This window comes from Pararhodospirillum photometricum DSM 122 (genome assembly GCF_000284415.1).
GTDB classification, from domain to species: Bacteria; Pseudomonadota; Alphaproteobacteria; order Rhodospirillales; family Rhodospirillaceae; genus Pararhodospirillum; species Pararhodospirillum photometricum.
In genome coordinates this window covers 2,299,087-2,318,101 of sequence record NC_017059.1, presented here as the reverse complement: position 1 = coordinate 2,318,101, position 19,015 = coordinate 2,299,087, and the positions used below count along the sequence as shown (strand labels likewise).

The window sequence follows — 19,015 nt, the reverse complement described above, 5'->3', positions numbered from 1 at the left end:
TTTTGCCCACCGTTCCCTTGTCGTGCGGGCATTTTGTCCGCATAGCCCTGTCATCAAGAGCGGAGAAGGCGGATGGTCAAACTGGGGATCGTCGGCGGCGTGGCCTTCAAGGTCTTCTCCGGGGATCATCCCCCCTCCCCATATTCATGTCATCGCCGCTGGGGAAAAAGCCCTGGTTTGCCTTGAGACAGGGGCCATTCTGGCGGGAGATCTGTCGCCGGCCACCCGTCGCGTGGTTGCCGACTGGCTCACCGATCAGGGGGCCGCCGCCCTCGATACCTTCAACGCCCTCACCCCCAAGCGATAGGAGGCGCACGCTATGACCATTGCCACGGTCTTCAATGCCCTTCCTGGTCCCGGCCCGACCAATCCCGAAGACTGGCATCCCACCGTTACGGCAGCGCGAGGCCTGCCCGGGGCAGTCCTGGAAATCACTACGCTAGGAGGCGAGATCTTGCGCGCCGACCTATCCGGCTTACTGGCCGAAACCCCGGCGGCCCGCTCCCGGGCTTCGCGCCGCTCCAGCAGCGCGGCAAAGGCCACCACTTGGCGCGGGGTGTAGCCCAGGGCGGGGTGGCCCGCCGCGATCAGGCGTTCGACGGCAACGGCGAGGAGGGCACCTGCGCCATCACCGGGCCGGCCTTTTTGAGCAGGCCGGCGAGGTGCTCGACCACGCCGGCCGGGTCTTCCCCCGGAAACGTCATCTCCACCACCGCCGCCAGAAGCTCGACTTCGTGCCCGGCCGGCAAGCGGGCGCCGATCGCTTCGGCCTGGGGGTTGCCCGGGGTGCCGGTGGCGCAGGCCAGTACGGCCCCCACCACCGCCGGCCCCTGGGCCAGCAGGGCCTCGGCATCTATCTCCCCACCGTCGAAGGCCGAGGCCAGGCCGTGAAAAGGCCGGACCAAGCCGGCAATGTCGGTGACGGTCAGCCCGCCCACGGTGAGGGAGGTGTCGCCCACGGCCACCGACCGAGTGGCGGGCGCGATGTCCAGAAGCGTGGTCATCCCGCACCTCCTTCGGTCGGCAGACCGTCGGTGATATCGGTGATCTTGCCCCAGGGAAACGCGCCGTCTGCGCGCTGAACCTCGCCTTCGATCTCGATTTCCGCCCATTCGTCCGTGATAAACCCCACCGACGACCCCGCCTTGAGCTTGACGCTGGGCACGTCCAGTTGCAGACGCCGTCCCACGTCGTTGGTTCCCACCACCTTCAGCGCCCCTTCGACCCCATCGGTTCCCAGGATGGTCAGCACCTTCTTGCTCGCATCCAAGATCCCGCCCAGACCCAGCGCCAAGTTTTCCAAGGTGAACTCGTCCAGCGTGAAGGCGACGGTGGCCCCGACCTGCGACGCCACGGACTTGTCCTTGGCCTTGACCCCGCTCCGGCTGCTGTAGTGGTCCAGGTATTCGACGCTCGGCTGGTAGGTCAGTGCGGTGCAGTTGCCCAGGTCGCGGGCGGTGGCCCCGGTTCCGGCCGGGGTGAAGGACACGATGCCCTTCAGGATCGAGTAATTGTCAGTCCCTGCCACGGCATGCTCTCCATAAAAGTGAGGCCTTCCCCCCAAGCGTGGGAAAGGCCGTGAGCTTGGTTATCCCCCGCTCCTTCAGTCTGGCGAAGGCCTTGACTCCCCCTTGTTTTTGTATCTACAAAAACCCATATGATCAGCTGGGACGAAGCCAAGCGCGCCAAGACGCTTGAAGAACGCGGCCTTGATTTCGCCGATGCGGCTCAGGTGTTCGCCGGGCCGAACGACACGCGGCTTGACGATCGCTTTGCCTATGGTGAGACACGCTTCATCACGGCGGGATGGCTGCGCGGTCGTTTTGTGATTGTCGTCTGGACAGAGCGCGACGGCGGGCAACGCATCATTTCCATGAGGTACGGCCATGACAAAGAACGGAAGCGATTCGAAGGCCGCCTGGATTGACCCCGACGATGCTCCCGAATTGACCGAGGCGTGGTTTGCCGACGCCGTCCGGTTCAAGGGCGGCGAAAGCGTGGAAGAAATCGTCGCTCGGGTGCAGGGCACGGCCAGCAAGGGAGGACGGCCGCGATCCCCGACCCCCAAGAAAACCGTGAACTTGCGCCTGGACCCCGACGTCCTCGACCATTTCCGCGCCCAGGGACCGGGATGGCAGACGCGCATCAATCTCATTTTGCGTGACGCAGCAGGATTGGGGCCTCGGTAGGAAGCATCCCCCTCCCGTCCCGCCTGGAGCGAAAAGAGTGAATCAGGGATCGGTACGGGTCTCGCTCACATCTCCATCAGGGTATCGGGAAAGGTCAGGGCGAAGCGGAACTCGGCAGCGGCCTCGACCCGCTCGCCCCGTACCGCCGACACCACAAGCCGGCGCCAATGAGCGACCCGATCCGACACCGCCGCTTGCGTGGCAGCCACGTACAGCCAGACGGACGGCCGCGCGGTGATCACCACCACCCGGCCCCCCGGCCGCCCCTCGTCGGCGTCTTCGGCTCCGTCCATCAGCACCAGGGCAACGCGGGTGCCCTCGGGGATCGGGGTAGCCCGATTGCGGTCGGTCAGGTCCACGCCCGGCAGGCGGTTGAGCACCGCGAACAGGGCATCCAGCACCGCCTCGCGGCGGTCGAGTTGGTCAGTCATCCAGACGCTCCAGGATCAGGCGGCGCTGTCCCCCGGCCCGCCCCGAGCGGGTCAACACAGCACCATGGGAGGCGATACGGTAGGCCACCCCGCCCACCACCAGAGTGCCCCCGGTGGGCGAGCCGTCGAGGTCGGTGGCGCGCGCGTGGACGGTGGGCCGCACGACAAACGCGCCCACCCCGTCGTCCACGCTCTCGCCCTGGGAATGATCCATGACCCGCAAGGCGCGAGACGAGCTTCCCTCCCCCGGCGGGGTATAAGCGGCATCCACCCCCAGGAGGGTGTAAACCGGGTCAAACAACAAGGCGTCCCGGATCATGGATCATCCCGCCTTGGCCCGCTGAAGCACCTCGGGTTTCAGGCACATGAACAAGGGATAGGAGCGCAAATCCAACGACAGCTTCTCGTCGTCTTCGTCGCGCTTGACCACGGGGTACAGGGGCACGGCCTGCTGCCCCAGGTGGGCGAACTTCTCGCCCGGGGCAAACACCACCTTGAAGACCTCCACCGCCCCCATGGGGAAGAAGTGCGCCTTCTCCGACGCCACGGCCACCGACGTGGCATCGTCCGAGCCCCGGTAGTTGTGGAAAGTGATGCCGGCATAGGAAAAGCTCTCGAACGCCGCGCCGCCCCGCAGGTCGGCCGCCGCGCTCCATCCCTCGTAGGTGCGGCGCACCTGGGGGTGATTGATCAAGGCATCATAGAAGCCATCGCCGGCCAGGGCGTGAACCGTGGTGTTGGCGACAAAAGCCCCCTTGGCGGCGCGGATCATGGCCCGGCGAACATCGCTGCACTTCTTGCGCACGTCCGTGGCCTCGGTCCCCAGGGCGAAGTTAATCTCGGCCGGCTTGGCGATCGCCCATTCCTGGTACCAGTCGCGGATCACGCTGGCGTCCTTGTCCAGCACCACGCCTTGGAGCGCCCCCAGCCGCATGTTCTCCCAGGTGTATTCGATGTTGCGCCGGCGACGCAGCAAGCGGGTCTGCACCTCGGCTTCCAGGGTCTGGCTTCCCGCCGCCACGCCCATGGCGCGCATGCGGAACAATTCCGCCGCCGTGACCTCGTCGGTTTCGTGCAGCCGGGGACAACTGAACGAGCGGATGTCCCGCCGGGATGACGGCGCGTCGGCGCGCTGGACCGGCGCCCCGCGTTCCGAGGTCTGAACCAGGGACAACACCGAGTCCTGACGCTCGATCACCGCCTGATCGGTGCCGACCAGATAGACCGCCTCGAACAAGCCCATGTCGCCCAGGGTGGTGGGCAGGTAAGGCACCTTCTCCAGGCCCAGGATCAACTGGGAGAGGGAAAAGGCGTCCTCGTTGAAGATATCCAAAACCAGCTCAGGCATGGCCTTCTCCTGTTTAAAGAACCCGAAGGCCCAGCGTGGCGAGCGAGGCCAGGACGGCCGCCCGCTGCCCATTGGTTTCGGGGGGAAAGATCAGGTCGGCGCCGTCCACCAGGGCGGGACCGCGCGCAATCAGCACACCCGGACGCGCTCCGTCGGAGGCATCCACCGCCGTGACCACGATCCCGGCCACGGGCGTGACCAGGGCGCCTTGCTCGTCCAACACGCCATCGGCCGCGATCACGGTGTCGCCCGCCGCCTTCTGGACGATCTCCCCGGCGGCCAGGGTTTGTCCGGCAGCGACGGTCACGGTCTCGCGGCAGAAATCGGGGTGAACCTCCCAAACGAGAAAAGCCCCCGCGCGGGGGGCTTCGGTCAGAACTCGGGACATGAGGGGGACCCTTTCAGAAGCGCTCCCGCCGGGGAAGCGCGGTGGCCACGGGGGAAGACAGGGAAGCCGCCAGAGGCGGCGAGGACGCGGTGGCCCGGGCGGTGATCAGGGCATGGCGGACCTGCTCCACGCTCTGATCCGAGGCAATCAGGGCCGCCGCCTCGGCCGCGCTTTGGCCGGCCAGGGCGCACAGCTCGGTGATCTCCCGCGCCCGATCGGTCGGCGAAGACGAGGCGCTGGCGTCGTCGGCCGCTGGCGCCTTGGGGGGCGCCTTTTCGGGCGAGGGCGCGGGGGGCGGGTTGGCGTAAAGGGACCAGCCGGGGAAGGCCACGGGTTCGACGGGCGCCGGGGGGGATCCGGGGGGGCCGCGCCTCCCCAGCCTTCCTTTTTTACGGCACAAAATACTCTCGCGGCGCGACGCCTAGAACACGACGAAACATAGCGCTAAAAGCACTGGGGCTCTGGTAGCCGAGATCAAGCGCCACCCCCAACACCGACTCGCCCGCCGCCAAGCGCGACAGGCTGGCCAGGACCAAGGCCTGCTGGCGCCATTGACCAAAACTGAGACCGGTCTCGCCCTGAAACTGGCGCAAGAACGTCCGGCGCGACAGGCCAACCCGGGCGGCGGCGGTGTCGATGTCCAAGGACAGCGTGGGGGTTTCCAAAAAACTCTCGGCCAAGCGCAACAGGCGCGGGCTCACGGGCATGCCCAGGCACAACGGAGGGATCGCGGGCAACACCCGAAACTCCTCGAACAACAGCCCCAGCACGCGCACCGCGAAGCCCTCGGTCGGGGCCGTGGTGGCAAAGCTCACGCAGCGCAGGATCAAGGCGCGCATCAGCTCGGAGACCTCGACCACCGCGCAGGCTTCCGGCAGCAGGGGCGGCAGGCTATGGGGCGGGAAGTAGAGGGTGCGAAAGCGCACGGCGGCCCGGCTGCTGGTGTGGTGCTCGACCCCGGGCGGCACCCAGACGGCGCGCTGCGGGGGGACCACATAGGTGCCGGCCGCCACCGAGACCCGCACCACGCCCTGGCAGGCATACACCAACTGAGCCTCGGCGTGCTGATGCGGCACGCCCCGAAAGGCCTGGGGCACGTCGAGGGCCACCGGGATCACCGGCAGCCAGGGACAGCCCGGGGGGCGGGCGGGAAGCTCCAGCATGATGGCATGATCTCGATTGTCTTTGTCATAACGTCGGGAGAAGACGACTCGCCCGGAGCGTACCTTGGGTGTCTTCCCCACTGACATCCTGAGATGTGCCATGCTGAAGACCCCCGCCGTCAAGTATCCTCCCTTCCTCCCCCCGACCTATCCCGACCGCACGTGGCCCGACCGCCGCCTGGAACGGGCGCCGCGCTGGTGCAGCACCGACCTGCGCGACGGCAACCAGGCCCTGGTCGAGCCCATGGACCTCGCGCGCAAGAATCGCCTCTACGACCTCCTGGTCCGGCTGGGCTTCAAGGAGATCGAGGTGGCGTTTCCAGCCGCGTCGGCGGTCGAACAGGCTTTTGTCCGGTCCTTGATCGACGACAACCGGATTCCGGCCGACGTCACCCTCCAAGTGATGACCCCGGCCCGGCCGCCGCTGATCGCCACGACCATCGCCGCTCTGGCCGGAGCGCCCCGGGCCATTGTGCATCTGTATAACGCGACGGCGCCTTTGTTCCGCCGCGTGGTCTTTGGCCTTGATCAGACGCAGACGGTAGCGCTGGCGGTGGAGGGCACGCGCCTGATCCGGGAGTTGACCGAGGCGCGGCCAGAGACCCGCTGGACCTATCAGTATTCGCCGGAGACCTTCTGCTTTACCGAGTGGGAGTTTGCCCTGGAGATCTGCGAGCGGGTCCGGGAAACCTGGGGCCCCACGGCGGAGCGGCCCTTGATCCTTAACCTGCCCACCACGGTCGAGGTGGCAATGCCCAACGCCTTTGCCGACCAGATCGAGTGGTTTCACCGCCACCTGTCCTCGCGCGAGCACGTCACCCTCTCGGTCCACCCCCACAACGACCGGGGCACGGCGGTCGCCACGGCGGAGCAGGCCTTGCTGGCCGGGGCCGAGCGGATCGAGGGCTGTTTGTTTGGCAATGGCGAGCGCACCGGCAACGTCGATCTGCTGACCCTGGCCCTCAACCTTTATACCCAGGGGATTGACCCGGGCCTTGATTTCTCGGCGCTCGACGAGGTCAAGGAGGTGCTGGAGTGGTGTACCGGCCTGCCGGTGCCGGCCCGCCATCCTTACGCCGGCGCGCTGGTCTACACGGCCTTTTCCGGCTCGCACCAAGACGCCATTCGCAAGGGCTTTGCGGCACGCGAGGCGCGGGGCGAGGCGCGATGGGAGATCCCCTACCTCCCCCTTGATCCCGCTGACGTCGGGCGCTCCTACGAAGCGGTGATCCGGGTCAACAGCCAGTCGGGCAAGGGGGGCGCCGCCTGGGTGGTCGAGCGCGCCTTGGGGGTCAGCTTGCCCAAGGGGCTGCAAGCCGACTTTGGCCGGCGGGTGCAGGCCTTGGCCGACGCCCAGGGCGGCGAGTTGGACGCCGAGGCGGTCTGTGCCTTGTTTGCCCGCGCTTATTTCGTCGAGGACAGCCCGGCTTTGCGCCTGATCGACCACCACCTGAGCCGGGATGGGGAGACCTGTGTGTTTCGCGGGACGGTGAGCCGCGGTCAGGAGCCGCCGTACGCGGTGGAGGGTCGGGGCAATGGCTCGCTGTCCAGTGCGCTGGCGGCCTTGGCGTCGGTGGGTGTGTGCCTGTCGGTGCGGGCGTTTAGTGAGCAGAGTCTGGAGCGTGGGGCCGAGGCGCGGGCGATCGCCTTTTTAGAGGCCGAGGCGGCCGGGGGCCGGAGCGTGTTTGGCGTGGGCCTCGATACCGACACCACGCTTGCCGCCTTGCGGGCGGTGGTCAGTGCCGCGAATGCGGTGTTGGGCGACGCGTAAAAAAAGGAAGGCTGGGGAGGCGCGGCCTGCCCAGACCCCTCGGTCGCGAAAACACACGGCCCCCAACCGGAGTCAACCGGTCGGGGGCCGTGTGAGCTTGGCAAGTCAAAAGCCGCCGGGACCCAAACAAAGTCCCGACGGAAACGGCCTTAGCCCTGGCGGGTCTTCAGCCGGGGGTTCTTCTTGTTGATCACAAGAACGCGGCCTTTACGGCGCACGATGCGGCAGTTCTTGTCGCGCACCTTGGCCGACTTCAAGGAATTCCGAACACGCATAGGTCAGCCCTTTAACGGATCTGGCCGAGGCGCGCGACGGAACCCGAAAGCCCCGACCGGCACGCCGGCCCTTTTTCAGGAAAGGAAGGCCGGGACCTTATGAGCCCCCTGGCCGAGAGTCAAAGCCTTTTTGCCCTAATTCGGTCAACGTCCGACGAAATACTGGATCGGCAGGGAAACATTGAGAGTCGCTTCCTCGACGCCGGGGTTGGACTCCCCAAGATCGGCATTGGACAGATGGTGAAAGGCCGCGCCGACGCGCAAGCCGTCGTCAAAGCGCCACGCGGCTTCAAGACCGGTGCGAAACTCCAAGGGAGAGCCCATCTCGCGGTCGTCGCCCTGGTTATACCAGCCCACGGCAGCACTCGGCGACACGATGAAGTGTTTGCCAAAGCGCACATCGGCCATGAAGCCGCCATAGAGATAGGTGGCGCCCTTCGACGTTACCTCAATGCCGGCGATGGGATGGGTAATCCACAGATAGTAGCTGGGGCGGTACTCGAAGCGCGCCAGGGCGGAACGCAGCTTGCCGTCGTCCTCGTTGTCCGACCAGACATTGTGCATGCCGGCGCCAAAGGTCAGCAGGTCCACCTCGCGCGGCATGGTGTTGGACGAGATGTCGTTGCCGCGCACCAGATCGCCGACTGCACCGGCCGCCAGCAGGGCCGCGCTCGACATCCAGATCAGATTGAAGGCCTGATCGGCATGGGCGGGTCGGGCCACCGGGGCCGCCGCCAGGGCCGCCGCCAGACTGACCCCTATCAGAGCACGAAAACGCATGGTCTCTCCCTCGCTTGCCGCATCCGCCGCCGGTTGGTTTGGTGTACTGGCGTTCGTGGGCACGATAGCGACAGCCCGAGGGCTTTTCCAGGGTCCCGCGACAAAACTCCAGACCAAGGGAGGAAAGGGCTTGAGCGGGCTTAAAGAAAGGCTGGGGAGGCTGGCCTCCCCAGACCCCTCGTTCCTGAGGGCGTGCCGCCTGCGAAGGGGCCTGCATGGCTGTGGGGTCTGGGGAGGCCAGCCTCCCCAGCCTTATCTTTCCGGCTCCCCCGCATCCCAAGGATTGAGCCCCAGGAAAAAGATGCGCTATTCTTGTCAAGGGCTGGGCAAACCGGGAGAGAGCATCATGGCTCGCGCCATCCGTCGTCCCATCAGCGTTTTTCTTGCCGCTAGCCTGGGCCTCGCCGCGCTTCTGGGCGCTGGTCCGGCCTTTGCCGCCGAACTGCGCTGGACAGCGCCCACCGGCCTGCCCACCCTCGCCCCCCACGCCCTGCCCGGCCAAGACCAGCAAGGGCTCTTGGCCACCGTGTACGAGGGCCTGACCCGACGCACCCCCGCCCTGACCCTGGAACCCGGACTGGCGACCAGTTGGCGCTCCCTGACGGACACCCGCTGGCGCTTCAGCGTGCGCCGAGGGGTGCGTTTTCATAACGGGGCGCCGTTCGAGGTCGAGGACGTGGTGGCCTCCCTCGATCACGCCCGGGGCCCCGGCTCGGCCCTGGCCGACCTGCTGGCCGGGGTGCGCCGGGTCAAACCCGTTGACAGCCAAACCGTAGACCTGTTCACCACCCATCCGATCCCCGACCTGCCCGAGCGCTTGGCCCTGGTCCCCATCGCCCCGCGCGACCAGATGGGGCCCGACGCCAAGCCCGAGAGCACCAAGGCCAATGGCACCGGGCCCTTCGTGGTGACGTCTTTCACCCCCAACGGCCCCATTACCTTTGATGTCAATCCCCTGTGGTGGGATCGCCTTGACCCGGCCCTGACCTCGGCGGCGTTTTATCCCGCCGCCAGCCCTGCCGAGCGCCTGCGCTTCTTGATGGAAGACCGGGTGGACATCGCCCTTGACCTTGATCCCGAGGCCCTCCCGGCCTTGCGCAACGCCGCCGGGGTCGAGCCTCTCACCAGCGGCGGCGCCCGAACCTTGATCCTGGGCATGGATGTGGTATCGGCGGGCTCGCCGTTTCGCGACCAAAAAATACGGGAAGCGGTGTTGCGGGCGGTCGATGTCGAGGCCCTGAACCGACGCTTCTACAATGGCATGGCCACCCCGGCGGCGATCATCGCCAGCCCGGCCATCGCCGGCTTCCCCCGGGCGGTGGGAATGCGCCCGGCCCCGGATCCGGCCCGGGCCCGCAGCCTCGCCGGGCCGGCGGGCCGTCCCTCTCCCCTGACCCTTGACTGCCCCAGCGGCCACTATGCCCACGATGCCAGCCTGTGCGGCGCGGTCGCTGATATGCTGACCCAGGCCGGCTTGCCCATCCGTGTGGCGACCCAGCCGGCCGAGGGGTATTTTGACAAGATCTTGCGACGGGAAAGCCGGTTTTATCTGCTGGGCTGGCAGCCGGCCACCTTGGAGATCGGGGCCAGTTTGTCGTCGCTTGCCGCCTGTCCCCAGGCGACCCGTCCGGGGGAGGCCGCCGAGCCGGGACCGGGCGCGCTCAATCTTGGCGGCTATTGCAACGAAGAAGCGGACCGCCTGATCCGCCGTCTCAACGTGACCACCGACCCGGTGCAGCGCCAAGCCTTCGCCGCGCGGGCCATGCTGATGGTGCGCGACGACCTTGCCTATGTTCCCTTGCTCAATCCCCCGGTGGTCTGGGGCAAGCGCGACCGGATCCGGCTGCCGATCCGGGCCGATGGTGTGCTCGATGTGCGGGCCGTTACCTATGTGCGGGCGGGAACATAAAAGGAAGGCTGGGGAGGCGGGCCTCCCCAGACCCCTCGTTTAGTCGGGGATTTGCGGCAGGTAGGCCAGGGCCTCTTCCAGCAGGCTTTCCTCGAACTGCGGGTCGATCAGGCGACCGCCGAAATAGTCGGTGTAGGCCTGCATGTCGAAGTGACCGTGACCCGAGAGGTTGAACAAAATCGTCTCGGCCCGGCCTTCGGCCTTGCAGCGCAGGGCTTCCTCGATGGCGCCCTTGACGGCGTGCGAGGATTCCGGGGCGGGAACAATGCCCTCGGCCCGGGCGAACTGCACGGCGGCGGCGAAGCATTCGGTCTGGTGGAAGGAGCGCGCCTCCATCAGGCCCAGTTCCTTCACATGACTGACCATCGGCGCCATGCCGTGGTAGCGCAGGCCGCCGGCGTGGGAGCCGGGGGGCATGAAGGTCGCGCCCAGGGTGTGCATCTTGACGAGCGGCGTCAGTTTGCCGGTGTCGCCGAAGTCATAGGCATAGCGGCCCCGGGTGAGAGTCGGACACGAGGCCGGCTCGACGCCCAGGATTCGCACCTTGCTGCCCTTCAGCTTCTCGCGCACATAAGGGAAAGCCAGACCAGCGAAGTTGGAGCCGCCGCCGGTGCAGGCGATGACCACATCGGGCTCGGCATCGGCCATGGCGAGCTGGAGCATCGCCTCTTCGCCGATGATGGTCTGATGCAAGCACACGTGGTTGAGCACGCTGCCCAGGGCATACTTGGTGTCATCGCGGCTGGCCGCGACCTCGACCGCCTCGGAAATGGCGATGCCGAGCGAGCCGTTGGAGTCGGGGTCCTGGGCCAAGATGGCGCGCCCGGCGTTGGTCAGCGGCGAGGGGCTGGGCACACAGCTCGCGCCATAGGTTTCCATCAAGGCGCGGCGGTAGGGCTTCTGGTGATAGGAGACCTTCACCATGTACACCGACACTTCCAGCCCGAACAGCGAGCCGGCAAACGCCAGCGAGCTGCCCCACTGACCGGCGCCGGTCTCGGTCGAGAGGTGCTTGACGCCTTCTTGCTTGTTGTAGAAGGCCTGGGGCACCGCCGTGTTCGGCTTGTGGCTGCCCGCCGGGCTCACCCCTTCATACTTGAAGAAGATCTTGGCGGGGGTATCGAGGGCCTTCTCCAGGCGCCGGGCCCGGATCAGGGGCGAGGGACGCCACAAACGGTAGATTTCACGCACAGGCTCCGGGATGTCGATCCAGCGCTCCAGACTCATCTCCTGCTCGATCACCGCGTTGGGGAAGATCGGAGCGAGATCGTCGGGCGTCACCGGCTTCATCGTGCCGGGGTGAAGAGGCGGCGGCACCGGCTGGGGGAAGTCCGCAGCGAGGTTGTACCAAGCCTTGGGCATCTGCTCTTCCGGCAGAAGGTATTTGGTGCTGTCACTCATCAACGAAAGCCCTCGCTTTCTGGGGGGAAAACACCGCCCTTCTACGCCTTTGCCGTGGCCTCTGCCAACCCTCCTGCCACAGGATTGCCATGAAGTGGCGCAACCCGTCGGAAAAAGGGAAGGGAAGGCTGGGCAGGCGGGCCTCCCCAGACCCCTCCACTCCTGGGGAGGCCCGCCTGCCCAGCCTTCCCTTTCTTCCCCCCCCCGAGGGGACTGGCGTCCCAGCCAGTCATGCCCTAAGGTCGCGCCGCTGGCTCCACCCCAGGGACCCTTTCCATGACGGCAGAAACGACCGCCCCCGCCCGCGCCTTGTGCACCGACTGCGGCGTCTCGCGCAGCAGCGATCCCCGCCGCTGTGGCCGGGCGTGCCAGTTCATCCACCCCGATTACGCCCGCCTGGAAGCGCGGATCCACGGCCGCGCCCGCGACCCCGAGCGCGCCGACGAGCTGTTTTTCGGCCCCTATACGGCCATGGTTCAAGCCGCTCTCAAGGAGCCGCGCGAGGGTGCCCAGTGGACCGGCATCACCACCCGTCTGGCCGAGCGCCTTCTGGAGAGCGGACAGGTGGAGGCCGTGCTGGCCATGGCCGCCGACCCCGCCGACCGCTGGCGGCCGGTGCCCACCTTGGTGACTGATCCCGCCGACATGAAGCGCTGTCGCGGCATGCGCATGGGCTATGCCCCCTTGCTGGCCGAACTGGAACCCGCCCGGGCCCGGGGGATCCGTCGGCTGGCGGTCATCGGCGTGCCCTGCCAGATCTACCCCTTGCGGGAACTGGAAGAGAGCCTGGGCTTCGACGAGATCACGGTGATCGGCATTCCGTGCTCGGACAACACCACCACCGAGAATTTCCACCGCTTCCTGGGCGTCCTGACCCCGGCCCCCGAGACGGTGACGTATCTGGAGTTCCTGGCCAACTACCACGTGGAAATGCGCTTCACCGATGGTCGGGTCCGCCACATCCCCTTCCTCAAGCTGCCGTTGTCCACCCTGCCCGCCGACTTCTTCCCCCTGACCTGCCGGGCCTGCGTGGACTACACCAATGCCTTGGCCGACCTGACGGTGGGCTATATGGGCGGCCGGGGCGAACAGTGGGTCTTGGTGCGCAACGCCCGGGGCCAAGCGGTGCTCGACCTGTTGGGCGACGAGGTCCGGCTGTCCGCCCCCACCTCGGCGGGCAAGCGCTTTAGCGCGGTCAAGGGCTTCCTGGCCAACGTCGAGCGCGCGGCCGGCGGCCTGCCGCTGCGTTCCATGCCCGATTGGGCCCGGCCCATTGTCGCGTGGTTGATGCCGCGCACCGGCCCACGCGGTCTGGAATTCGCCCGCACCCGCGTCGAGATGAAGGCCCTGGAGGCGATTGTCCACCTGCGCCAGCATTACCCCAAGCGCCTCAAAGCCATGATCCCTCCCCACCTGTGGACGCTGGTTGCGCCCTATGGCCTGACCCCGGGACCGGATGAACGGGCCTGAACCCCGGCGTCGCCGTCTTTTTTCTCTCTCCTCCCCGAGGACCACCGCCCCGTCACCCAGCAAGGACCTCCGCCATGTTCACCCTGACTCCCGAGGTTGTTGTGCGGGCCTACGCCAGTGGCGTTTTCCCCATGGCCCGGGCCCATGACGATCCCCGCTTGTATTGGGTTGACCCCGAAAAACGCGGCATCTTGCCCCTCGACGGGCTCAAGGTGTCGCGCTCGTTGCGCAAGGTCCTGCGCAAGGGCGCCTTTAGCGTCACCGTCGATAGCGCCTTTTCCGCCGTGCTCAAGGGCTGCGCCTCCCTCACTCCGGTACGGCGCGAAACCTGGATCAATGACCGCATTACCCGGGTTTTCAGCGACCTTCACCGCTTAGGGATGGCCCACAGCGTCGAGTGCTGGTCGTCGGGCTCGCTGGTTGGCGGCCTCTATGGCTTGGCCCTGGGCGGGGCCTTTTTTGGCGAGAGCATGTTCTCGCGCATGGCCGATGCGTCCAAGGTAGCCCTGTGCCATCTGGTGGCCCGCCTCAAGCGCGGCGGCTTCCACCTTCTGGATACCCAGTTCACCACCGACCACCTGTGCTCGCTGGGGGCTGTCGAGATCCCCCGTCAGGACTACCACCAGCGCCTGGAGGCCGCCTTGGCCCAGCGCGGCGAATTCCACGTTCCGGTGCCGGACGAGGAGGTCCTGGGGATCTTGGAACGGCCCTGCGGCTTTTAACCGGAGCATGTATTGATGACCTCCCGCGTCTCCTTGGCCCCGTTCGATCGGGTCCGTGCCCTGGCTCTTGCGCTGCTTCTGGTCGCGGGCGGCGTGCTGCTCGGGGTCGTGTATGCCCAGGTCGGTCTGGGGATTGAGCCGTGCATCCTTTGTTTGGTTCAGCGGGGCCCCTGGGTTGCCGTGGCCGTTTTGGCCGCCCTCGCCTTCCAGCCCACGCTTTCGGACCTCTGGCGGCGGCGCCTGCTGGGCGCGATCGCCGTGGTTCTGGGCGTGAACATGGTGGTGGCGGGCTACCATGTCGGGGTCGAGGCGCATTGGTGGGCTGGCACGGCCGCCTGTGGGGCGGGCCCCAAACCGCCGGCGGCGACCTCGCTATCCGATCTTCGGGCGGCCTTGGCGCAGGCCAAGCCGGAAACGCCGCGCTGCGACGAGCCCGGGTGGACGCTGGGGGGGATCAGTTTTGCTGGGTATAATTTTGGGCTGTGTTTGATTCTGGCGGCGGTGAGCGCGGGGGTCGCTCGGCGCACGGCCTAAAAAAGGACGGCTGGGGAGGCGCGGCCTCCCCAGACCCCTCGGTCTCTTAAGAGGCTTCGGCCCCGCGCAGGGCCCGCGCCAGAAGGTGGCCGCCATAGGCGACAAGGCCCACGGTGGCCACGGCGCCAACCCCGGCACTGAGCCATCCCAAGGTTTCCTGCTGGTCCTGCCAAGCGCCCAGGCCCTCGGTCAACAAGGTGCCAGCCGCCACATAGCCGGCCATGGCGGGCAGGCAAGCCAGCGTGCCCAGGGCATACTCGCGAAACCGCACGGAAGAAAGCCCCAACGACAAACTGGTCAGGGCAAAGGGCATGACCGGGGAGAGGCGGGCCAAACACACGAGGCGCCAGCCGCCAGCGGCGAAGGCGGTATCAACCCGACGAAAGCGGCGCAGACGTTCCAGACGGGCAACCAGAGCAGGCCGCAAAAAGGAGCGCGTCAGGGCAAAGCTCAGGAATGCCCCCAAGAAGGTGCCCACGGACGACAGACCAAACCCGGCCCAAAACCCAAAGAGGGTGCCGGACAACAAGCACAGAAGCGAGGCCGGAAGAATCCCGGCGGCGGCGATCAGAACCTGGGCGAGCAGGAGCAGCACCCAGGCATGGCCGCTGGTTTGTGCGAGGGATTGGGCCCACACGGCGAGAGCCGTGGGATCGAGCCCCCCCCCGGCTTGGTAGAGCGCACCGCCGAGGGCGAGCAGAAGGACCGTCGCCGCGAGGGCGATCCGCAAGGCCTGCATCATGGGGTGACCGGAGCCTTTGAGGCGCTGGGGAGCCGACCCTCGTCGCCGGGGGCGAAGAGGGGGTCCTGGCGCAGGGAGAGGCGGTGCGCCCACAGCCGCAGCGAGGTCGCGACCACGCCCAGACCATAGACCACACTGCGGCGGAAGTTGATGGACGAAGCCTCGGCAAAATAGCGGGTCGGACAGGAAATTTCGCCGATTCTGTAGTCTCGCAAGATCGCCTGAGCCAACATCTCGTTGTCGAAGACAAAATCGTCTGAACAACGAAGAAGAGGCAACTCTTCCAGAACGTTGCGACTAAAAGCTCGATAGCCCGTGTGGTATTCTGAAAGCTTTTGCTTAACCATAATATTTTGAAAGAAAGTCAATGCGCGGTTAGCAATATATTTGTAAAGGGGCATCCCCCCTTTGAGGGCCCCCGTTCCGAGAATCCGGCTCCCCAACACCACATCGTAATGCCCGGACGCGATCATGGCGACCATCGCCGGGATCAGACGTGGGGAGTACTGGTAATCAGGGTGGAGCATGACGACAACATCGGCTCCCGCCGCAAGGGCCGCCTGATAACAGGTCTTTTGATTGCCGCCATAGCCCCGGTTTTGGTCATGGCGCACGGTGGTGATTCCCAGCGCCTTGGCAACGGCGAGGGTATCATCCGTACTGGCGTCGTCGGTCAGGATGATGTCATCGACGAGGTCGCGGGGAATTTCCTGAACGGTTTGCGCCAGGGTTCGCGCCGCGTTGTATGCCGGGAGAACGACGGCAACGCGCTTGCCTTCGACCATGCGGAGTTTTATCCTTCCTCGTTCATTTTCAAGAGGTTCGTCCTGCCGGGCTTATCATGGCCAGGGCGCCGTCTTTGATAGCATTGACAAAACACGAAATCAAGCAAATCCAGACTTCAGACAAAGACCTGGAGATGCTTGCTTTATGTCTGCGTGATGATCCGAAAAAGAGGAACTGTGAGATGCCCGGAAGGGAGAGCGCTTCGGGAGCGAAGGGCGTTGCTTTGTTAAAAAATATTTTTACTCGACTGATCAGCCTCTCTGACCGCTTCGAGAGGCGTCGAGGCCCTTTTCTCGCCATCCTTTTTCTAGGAGTTGCCGTCCCGGCCTGCCTTTTCTACACCTACATCGTCCCCCCGGGCCAAGTGGCTGACGAAACGGCGCATGCCCTGCGGGTCCACGCGCTCTCGCACGGCGTTGTCTTTGGCCACCGGGCCTCAACCGTTCACATCAGCGGACAAGAATTCATCGGATCGGGCATCAAGGGTGATCCTGCGCTCTATCACATGGGATTTATCATCCTGCGAGGAGAGGTCATCAGCCGAAATCAGCTCCTCTCCTTGCCGCTCACGCCCTGGACAGGGGAAAAAAAGTTTTACGAAATCGGCCCGATTGCCACCTATCTCCCTCATTTTTACCTGCCCTCGGCGGCTCTGGTGGCGCTGGCCCGGCCAGTTGTTGATTCCCCTTATGGCGTGTTCATCATCGGACGCTTGGGCTCCTTGCTGGCGTTTGTGACCCTCGGCGCGGCGGCTCTAACCGTGGCCCGGCGGGGGCATCTTGTGCTGCTTTGCACACTGTGCGTCCCCATGACCTTGTCGCTGGCCGGATCCTTGAACCAAGACGGGGTGATCATCGCCACCAGTGTTCTCGGAGCCGCTCTCCTCACCCGCCAAGACCCCAGCCGCCCAGCCCTGCACCAGGGGGCCTGGTGGGGGGCGGGAGCGGCATTTTTGGCCGTGGCCTTGGCCAAGCCCCCCTACTTTCCCCTCCTCGCTCTCCTGCTGCTGCCGTGGCCGGGCCTCGTGCGCCAGGAACTGACGCGCCGCCTTCTGGTCATCGCCGGCGGGTGCGCCTTGGCCATCGGGTGGGCCATCCTCGCCCAGGGAACGATGGGAGGACAGATTATCCACCCGCCGGCGGTGCTGCCCAATCCGGCCGGAGGCCCCGATCTCGTCTATCCAGGCCCCAACCCCAAGGAACAGGCCCGCTACCTCCTGGCCCACCCCGCGTTGATCCTCACCCTTCCCTGGAAAACCTTGCTGGCAGATGCCACCATCCCCTTGACCATGATCGGGGTGCTGGGATGGCTCCAGGTCCTCATGCCCACGTGGTATTACGGGTTTTGCTATGGCGCCCTGGCCGTGGCCATGGTGGGGGATAGCTGCCGTGAGGCGGTAAAGCGCATCGCGTGGGCCGAGGCTGCCCTGGCTTTGCTCGTGCTGTTTGCCTGTATTGAGGGAATCTATCTCTCTCAGTATCTTGTGTGGACCCACCTTCACTATCCCAGTGTTCAGGGGCCACAGGGCCGATACCTTCTCCCTCTGCTTCCCCTGACCCTGTTTCTCCTGCCCGCGCTGCGCGAGGGGCGTCGGGGGTGGCCTTTCCTCGCCCTGGCACCGGTCGCGGCCGCGGTTTTGGGATTGGTCGCAGCGCCCCTTGCCGTGGTCACGGCCTTTTACGCCCGTTAGCGCCTCTTCCCTTGATCCGGTCCTGGTGGGGCGCTGTGTGGCGCCCCATATCGGGCAGAGCGTTGGACCGTCAAGGAGCCTCCCCCCATGCCTTCCGTCTCGCGTTCCCACCCCCGCCGGCGCCGCCCCGGCGACCCCTCCCAAGCCCAGCACATCGACCGCGTGCTGCGAGTCGATCACGCCGGGGAATACGGAGCCGTTCGGATCTACCAAGGCCAGCAGGCTGTCTTGGCGTGGCGCGGCTCGCCCCATGCCCGCGTCGTTGCCGAAATGCAGGCCGCCGAGGAACACCACCTCGCCACCTTCACCACCCTCATGGTCGAACGCCGGGCCCGCCCCACGCTCTTAGCCCCCTTGTGGCATGTCGCCGGCTTTGCCCTGGGCGCCGGCACCGCCCTTCTCGGCGATCGCGCCGCCATGGCCTGCACCGCCGCCGTCGAGGAAGTCATCGACGGCCACTATCTGGACCAAGTTCACAGCCTGGACGACGACGAGGCCCCGCTGCGCGATACCTTGGAAACCTTCCGCGCCGAGGAAGCTCACCACCGCGCCACAGCCCTCGCCCACGGCGCCGAACAAGCCCCCGCCTATCCCCTCCTGCGCGGCGCCATCAAATCCGGCACCCGCCTCGCGATCTGGCTCTCTGAGCGGGTGTAGCGCTTCGGGAGCGTCGGGCTGCCGCCCGAACCCGCCTGGAGGCTGACGCCTCCAGACCTCCGCTTTCTTTCATTAATTTTTCCTTCTTCCCCTTCCCTTCCCCTTCCCCTCTGCCCTTCCCCTTACCCCCGCTCCGCCGCCGCACGCCCTTCGTCGAAGGCTTGGCCGTTGAGGTCGGCGAGGGCGGGTTTGCGTTTGCGGAAGTTGTCCACGACCTGGGCGCGCAGGACGGTGGCGGGGACGGGGAGGAGGTCGCCGATGGCGCCGAGCATGACGGTGTTCATCAGGCGGAGGCTGCCCAGGCGCTCGGCGATATCGCGGGCCGGGATGGCGCGGACGGTCCAGCCCTGGGCGCGCAGGGCGCTGATGGGGTCGTCGGGGTAGGCGAACAGGCCTTGGTGGACGACTGGGGGTTTGACCTGGAGGTCACTGACGACGATGACGGCGCCGGGGCGCAGGTGGGCGGCGCCGCGCAGGGCCTCGGCGGCCTCGAAGCCGATCAGGATATCGGCTTCGCCGGGGGCGATGGCGGGGGCGAGGACGCGCGGGCCCATGCGGACATGGGAGGTGACGACGCCGCCGCGCTGGGCCATGCCGGCGACTTCGGTTTTTTTGACATCGAAGCCTTCGCGGACGGCGGCGGCGGCCAGAACTTCGGCGGCGGTGAGGACGCCTTGGCCGCCGATGCCGCAGAGCATGACGTTGGTGACGGTGTCGGCCAGGGTCGCTGGGGGAACGCTTACACAGGTGTTCATGCTT

The 19,015-nt window shown here is 66.4% G+C and carries 25 protein-coding genes; 11 read left to right on the top strand and 14 right to left on the bottom strand.

Annotated elements, in window-relative coordinates; genetic code table 11:
- Positions 1–22 precede the first annotated feature (22 nt).
- Both RSPPHO_RS21970 and RSPPHO_RS10410 read left to right on the top strand, forming a co-directional pair.
- On the top strand, positions 23–307 hold the full coding sequence (locus RSPPHO_RS21970) for a DUF4160 domain-containing protein (protein ID WP_157879184.1): 285 nt from the start codon (positions 23–25) through the stop codon (positions 305–307).
- 12 nt (positions 308–319) lie between these two features.
- On the top strand, positions 320–562 hold the full coding sequence (locus tag RSPPHO_RS10410) for a hypothetical protein (protein ID WP_041795057.1): 243 nt from the start codon (positions 320–322) through the stop codon (positions 560–562).
- Between the two features lie 25 nt (positions 563–587).
- Here the strand turns inward: RSPPHO_RS10410 and RSPPHO_RS10405 are convergent, their stop codons facing one another.
- Both RSPPHO_RS10405 and RSPPHO_RS10400 read right to left on the bottom strand, forming a co-directional pair.
- The gene (locus RSPPHO_RS10405) at positions 588–1,004 is read right to left on the bottom strand and encodes a phage pre-tape measure protein (RefSeq protein ID WP_041795056.1); all 417 of its coding nucleotides are present in this window, start codon (positions 1,002–1,004) and stop codon (positions 588–590) included.
- Positions 1,001–1,528: a phage tail tube protein gene (locus tag RSPPHO_RS10400; RefSeq protein ID WP_041795053.1), complete on the bottom strand. Its 528-nt coding sequence runs from the start codon at positions 1,526–1,528 to the stop codon at positions 1,001–1,003. The genes RSPPHO_RS10405 and RSPPHO_RS10400 overlap by 4 nt, the downstream gene beginning before the upstream one ends.
- 129 nt (positions 1,529–1,657) lie before the next feature.
- On the opposite strand from RSPPHO_RS10400, the gene RSPPHO_RS10395 reads away from it, so the two are divergent.
- Positions 1,658–1,927: a BrnT family toxin gene (locus tag RSPPHO_RS10395; protein ID WP_014415206.1), complete on the top strand. Its 270-nt coding sequence runs from the start codon at positions 1,658–1,660 to the stop codon at positions 1,925–1,927.
- Complete coding sequence (locus RSPPHO_RS10390) at positions 1,887–2,189, top strand: BrnA antitoxin family protein (protein WP_041795051.1); 303 nt, start codon at positions 1,887–1,889, stop codon at positions 2,187–2,189. Before RSPPHO_RS10395 ends, RSPPHO_RS10390 begins: the two co-directional genes overlap by 41 nt.
- A gap of 65 nt (positions 2,190–2,254) precedes the next feature.
- On the opposite strand, the gene RSPPHO_RS10385 is transcribed toward RSPPHO_RS10390, so the two are convergent.
- The 6 genes from RSPPHO_RS10385 to RSPPHO_RS10360 are packed head-to-tail and all read right to left on the bottom strand — an operon-like array spanning position 2,255 to position 5,519.
- Positions 2,255–2,620: a hypothetical protein gene (locus RSPPHO_RS10385; protein WP_014415205.1), complete on the bottom strand. Its 366-nt coding sequence runs from the start codon at positions 2,618–2,620 to the stop codon at positions 2,255–2,257.
- On the bottom strand, positions 2,613–2,939 hold the full coding sequence (locus tag RSPPHO_RS10380) for a head-tail joining protein (protein ID WP_014415204.1): 327 nt from the start codon (positions 2,937–2,939) through the stop codon (positions 2,613–2,615). Before RSPPHO_RS10380 ends, RSPPHO_RS10385 begins: the two co-directional genes overlap by 8 nt.
- Before the next feature lie 3 nt (positions 2,940–2,942).
- Positions 2,943–3,968 carry a major capsid protein gene (locus tag RSPPHO_RS10375; RefSeq protein ID WP_041795050.1) on the bottom strand — a complete coding sequence of 342 codons (1,026 nt, stop codon included), beginning with the start codon at positions 3,966–3,968 and terminating at the stop codon, positions 2,943–2,945.
- A 13-nt stretch (positions 3,969–3,981) separates the two neighbouring features.
- Positions 3,982–4,356 (bottom strand): head decoration protein, encoded by a 375-nt coding sequence (locus tag RSPPHO_RS10370; RefSeq protein WP_014415202.1) that lies wholly within the window; start codon positions 4,354–4,356, stop codon positions 3,982–3,984.
- 13 nt (positions 4,357–4,369) lie between these two features.
- Positions 4,370–4,687, bottom strand: coding sequence for a hypothetical protein (locus RSPPHO_RS10365; protein ID WP_041795048.1), 318 nt, complete (start codon positions 4,685–4,687; stop codon positions 4,370–4,372).
- A gap of 58 nt (positions 4,688–4,745) precedes the next feature.
- Positions 4,746–5,519 carry an AraC family transcriptional regulator gene (locus tag RSPPHO_RS10360; RefSeq protein ID WP_051013824.1) on the bottom strand — a complete coding sequence of 258 codons (774 nt, stop codon included), beginning with the start codon at positions 5,517–5,519 and terminating at the stop codon, positions 4,746–4,748.
- A gap of 100 nt (positions 5,520–5,619) precedes the next feature.
- Between RSPPHO_RS10360 and leuA the strand changes: the two genes are divergently transcribed.
- Complete coding sequence (gene leuA / locus RSPPHO_RS10355; protein ID WP_041795046.1) at positions 5,620–7,290, top strand: 2-isopropylmalate synthase; 1,671 nt, start codon at positions 5,620–5,622, stop codon at positions 7,288–7,290.
- A gap of 149 nt (positions 7,291–7,439) precedes the next feature.
- Here leuA and ykgO read toward each other — a convergent pair whose 3' ends face one another.
- A complete protein-coding gene (gene ykgO / locus RSPPHO_RS10350; RefSeq protein WP_014415198.1) occupies positions 7,440–7,565 on the bottom strand; it encodes a type B 50S ribosomal protein L36 in 126 nt (41 codons plus the stop codon).
- Between the two features lie 144 nt (positions 7,566–7,709).
- The gene (locus RSPPHO_RS10345) at positions 7,710–8,345 is read right to left on the bottom strand and encodes an acyloxyacyl hydrolase (protein ID WP_041795044.1); all 636 of its coding nucleotides are present in this window, start codon (positions 8,343–8,345) and stop codon (positions 7,710–7,712) included.
- A 346-nt stretch (positions 8,346–8,691) separates the two neighbouring features.
- Between RSPPHO_RS10345 and RSPPHO_RS10340 the strand changes: the two genes are divergently transcribed.
- On the top strand, positions 8,692–10,254 hold the full coding sequence (locus RSPPHO_RS10340) for an ABC transporter substrate-binding protein (protein ID WP_081581854.1): 1,563 nt from the start codon (positions 8,692–8,694) through the stop codon (positions 10,252–10,254).
- Between the two features lie 39 nt (positions 10,255–10,293).
- Here RSPPHO_RS10340 and RSPPHO_RS10335 read toward each other — a convergent pair whose 3' ends face one another.
- Positions 10,294–11,655 carry a TrpB-like pyridoxal phosphate-dependent enzyme gene (locus RSPPHO_RS10335; protein WP_041795042.1) on the bottom strand — a complete coding sequence of 454 codons (1,362 nt, stop codon included), beginning with the start codon at positions 11,653–11,655 and terminating at the stop codon, positions 10,294–10,296.
- A 276-nt stretch (positions 11,656–11,931) separates the two neighbouring features.
- On the opposite strand from RSPPHO_RS10335, the gene RSPPHO_RS10330 reads away from it, so the two are divergent.
- The 3 genes from RSPPHO_RS10330 (at position 11,932) to RSPPHO_RS10320 (ending at position 14,381) form a co-directional block, all read left to right on the top strand.
- Complete coding sequence (locus RSPPHO_RS10330) at positions 11,932–13,125, top strand: Coenzyme F420 hydrogenase/dehydrogenase, beta subunit C-terminal domain (RefSeq protein WP_014415195.1); 1,194 nt, start codon at positions 11,932–11,934, stop codon at positions 13,123–13,125.
- 74 nt (positions 13,126–13,199) lie between these two features.
- Complete coding sequence (gene aat, locus RSPPHO_RS10325) at positions 13,200–13,847, top strand: leucyl/phenylalanyl-tRNA--protein transferase (RefSeq protein WP_014415193.1); 648 nt, start codon at positions 13,200–13,202, stop codon at positions 13,845–13,847.
- A gap of 15 nt (positions 13,848–13,862) precedes the next feature.
- The gene (locus RSPPHO_RS10320; RefSeq protein WP_041795040.1) at positions 13,863–14,381 is read left to right on the top strand and encodes a disulfide bond formation protein B; all 519 of its coding nucleotides are present in this window, start codon (positions 13,863–13,865) and stop codon (positions 14,379–14,381) included.
- A 46-nt stretch (positions 14,382–14,427) separates the two neighbouring features.
- On the opposite strand, the gene RSPPHO_RS17865 is transcribed toward RSPPHO_RS10320, so the two are convergent.
- Both RSPPHO_RS17865 and RSPPHO_RS10310 read right to left on the bottom strand, forming a co-directional pair.
- Complete coding sequence (locus RSPPHO_RS17865) at positions 14,428–15,123, bottom strand: TVP38/TMEM64 family protein (RefSeq protein ID WP_051013822.1); 696 nt, start codon at positions 15,121–15,123, stop codon at positions 14,428–14,430.
- Positions 15,120–15,908, bottom strand: coding sequence for a glycosyltransferase family 2 protein (locus RSPPHO_RS10310; RefSeq protein ID WP_014415190.1), 789 nt, complete (start codon positions 15,906–15,908; stop codon positions 15,120–15,122). The genes RSPPHO_RS17865 and RSPPHO_RS10310 overlap by 4 nt, the downstream gene beginning before the upstream one ends.
- Here RSPPHO_RS10310 and RSPPHO_RS10305 point away from each other — a divergent pair.
- Positions 15,869–17,599 (top strand): DUF2142 domain-containing protein, encoded by a 1,731-nt coding sequence (locus tag RSPPHO_RS10305; protein WP_014415189.1) that lies wholly within the window; start codon positions 15,869–15,871, stop codon positions 17,597–17,599. The two genes, RSPPHO_RS10310 and RSPPHO_RS10305, sit on opposite strands and share 40 nt — an antisense overlap.
- A gap of 87 nt (positions 17,600–17,686) precedes the next feature.
- Positions 17,687–18,256, top strand: coding sequence for a demethoxyubiquinone hydroxylase family protein (locus RSPPHO_RS10300; protein ID WP_014415188.1), 570 nt, complete (start codon positions 17,687–17,689; stop codon positions 18,254–18,256).
- A 122-nt stretch (positions 18,257–18,378) separates the two neighbouring features.
- Here the strand turns inward: RSPPHO_RS10300 and RSPPHO_RS10295 are convergent, their stop codons facing one another.
- Positions 18,379–19,011, bottom strand: a complete 633-nt coding sequence (locus RSPPHO_RS10295) for an indolepyruvate oxidoreductase subunit beta (RefSeq protein WP_051013821.1) — start codon at positions 19,009–19,011, stop codon at positions 18,379–18,381.
- Between the last annotated feature and the right edge of the window lie 4 nt (positions 19,012–19,015).

Excerpts from the sequence above, each read along its gene's own strand:
- RSPPHO_RS10370 (WP_014415202.1), bottom strand. The coding sequence starts at position 4,356 with ATGTCCCGAGTTCTGACCGAAGCCCCCCGCGCGGGGGCTTTTCTCGTT.
- aat (WP_014415193.1), top strand. The coding sequence starts at position 13,200 with ATGTTCACCCTGACTCCCGAGGTTGTTGTGCGGGCCTACGCCAGTGGC.
- RSPPHO_RS10410 (WP_041795057.1), top strand. The coding sequence starts at position 320 with ATGACCATTGCCACGGTCTTCAATGCCCTTCCTGGTCCCGGCCCGACC.
- RSPPHO_RS10380 (WP_014415204.1), bottom strand. The coding sequence starts at position 2,939 with ATGATCCGGGACGCCTTGTTGTTTGACCCGGTTTACACCCTCCTGGGG.
- RSPPHO_RS10345 (WP_041795044.1), bottom strand. The coding sequence starts at position 8,345 with ATGCGTTTTCGTGCTCTGATAGGGGTCAGTCTGGCGGCGGCCCTGGCG.
- RSPPHO_RS10375 (WP_041795050.1), bottom strand. The coding sequence starts at position 3,968 with ATGCCTGAGCTGGTTTTGGATATCTTCAACGAGGACGCCTTTTCCCTC.
- RSPPHO_RS10320 (WP_041795040.1), top strand. The coding sequence starts at position 13,863 with ATGACCTCCCGCGTCTCCTTGGCCCCGTTCGATCGGGTCCGTGCCCTG.
- RSPPHO_RS10395 (WP_014415206.1), top strand. The coding sequence starts at position 1,658 with ATGATCAGCTGGGACGAAGCCAAGCGCGCCAAGACGCTTGAAGAACGC.
- RSPPHO_RS10330 (WP_014415195.1), top strand. The coding sequence starts at position 11,932 with ATGACGGCAGAAACGACCGCCCCCGCCCGCGCCTTGTGCACCGACTGC.
- RSPPHO_RS10390 (WP_041795051.1), top strand. The coding sequence starts at position 1,887 with ATGACAAAGAACGGAAGCGATTCGAAGGCCGCCTGGATTGACCCCGAC.
- RSPPHO_RS10295 (WP_051013821.1), bottom strand. The coding sequence starts at position 19,011 with ATGAACACCTGTGTAAGCGTTCCCCCAGCGACCCTGGCCGACACCGTC.
- RSPPHO_RS10340 (WP_081581854.1), top strand. The coding sequence starts at position 8,692 with ATGGCTCGCGCCATCCGTCGTCCCATCAGCGTTTTTCTTGCCGCTAGC.
- leuA (WP_041795046.1), top strand. The coding sequence starts at position 5,620 with ATGCTGAAGACCCCCGCCGTCAAGTATCCTCCCTTCCTCCCCCCGACC.
- RSPPHO_RS10385 (WP_014415205.1), bottom strand. The coding sequence starts at position 2,620 with ATGACTGACCAACTCGACCGCCGCGAGGCGGTGCTGGATGCCCTGTTC.
- RSPPHO_RS10300 (WP_014415188.1), top strand. The coding sequence starts at position 17,687 with ATGCCTTCCGTCTCGCGTTCCCACCCCCGCCGGCGCCGCCCCGGCGAC.
- RSPPHO_RS10405 (WP_041795056.1), bottom strand. The coding sequence starts at position 1,004 with ATGACCACGCTTCTGGACATCGCGCCCGCCACTCGGTCGGTGGCCGTG.
- ykgO (WP_014415198.1), bottom strand. The coding sequence starts at position 7,565 with ATGCGTGTTCGGAATTCCTTGAAGTCGGCCAAGGTGCGCGACAAGAAC.
- RSPPHO_RS10360 (WP_051013824.1), bottom strand. The coding sequence starts at position 5,519 with ATGCTGGAGCTTCCCGCCCGCCCCCCGGGCTGTCCCTGGCTGCCGGTG.
- RSPPHO_RS10310 (WP_014415190.1), bottom strand. The coding sequence starts at position 15,908 with ATGGTCGAAGGCAAGCGCGTTGCCGTCGTTCTCCCGGCATACAACGCG.
- RSPPHO_RS17865 (WP_051013822.1), bottom strand. The coding sequence starts at position 15,123 with ATGATGCAGGCCTTGCGGATCGCCCTCGCGGCGACGGTCCTTCTGCTC.
- RSPPHO_RS10305 (WP_014415189.1), top strand. The coding sequence starts at position 15,869 with ATGCCGGGAGAACGACGGCAACGCGCTTGCCTTCGACCATGCGGAGTT.
- RSPPHO_RS10335 (WP_041795042.1), bottom strand. The coding sequence starts at position 11,655 with ATGAGTGACAGCACCAAATACCTTCTGCCGGAAGAGCAGATGCCCAAG.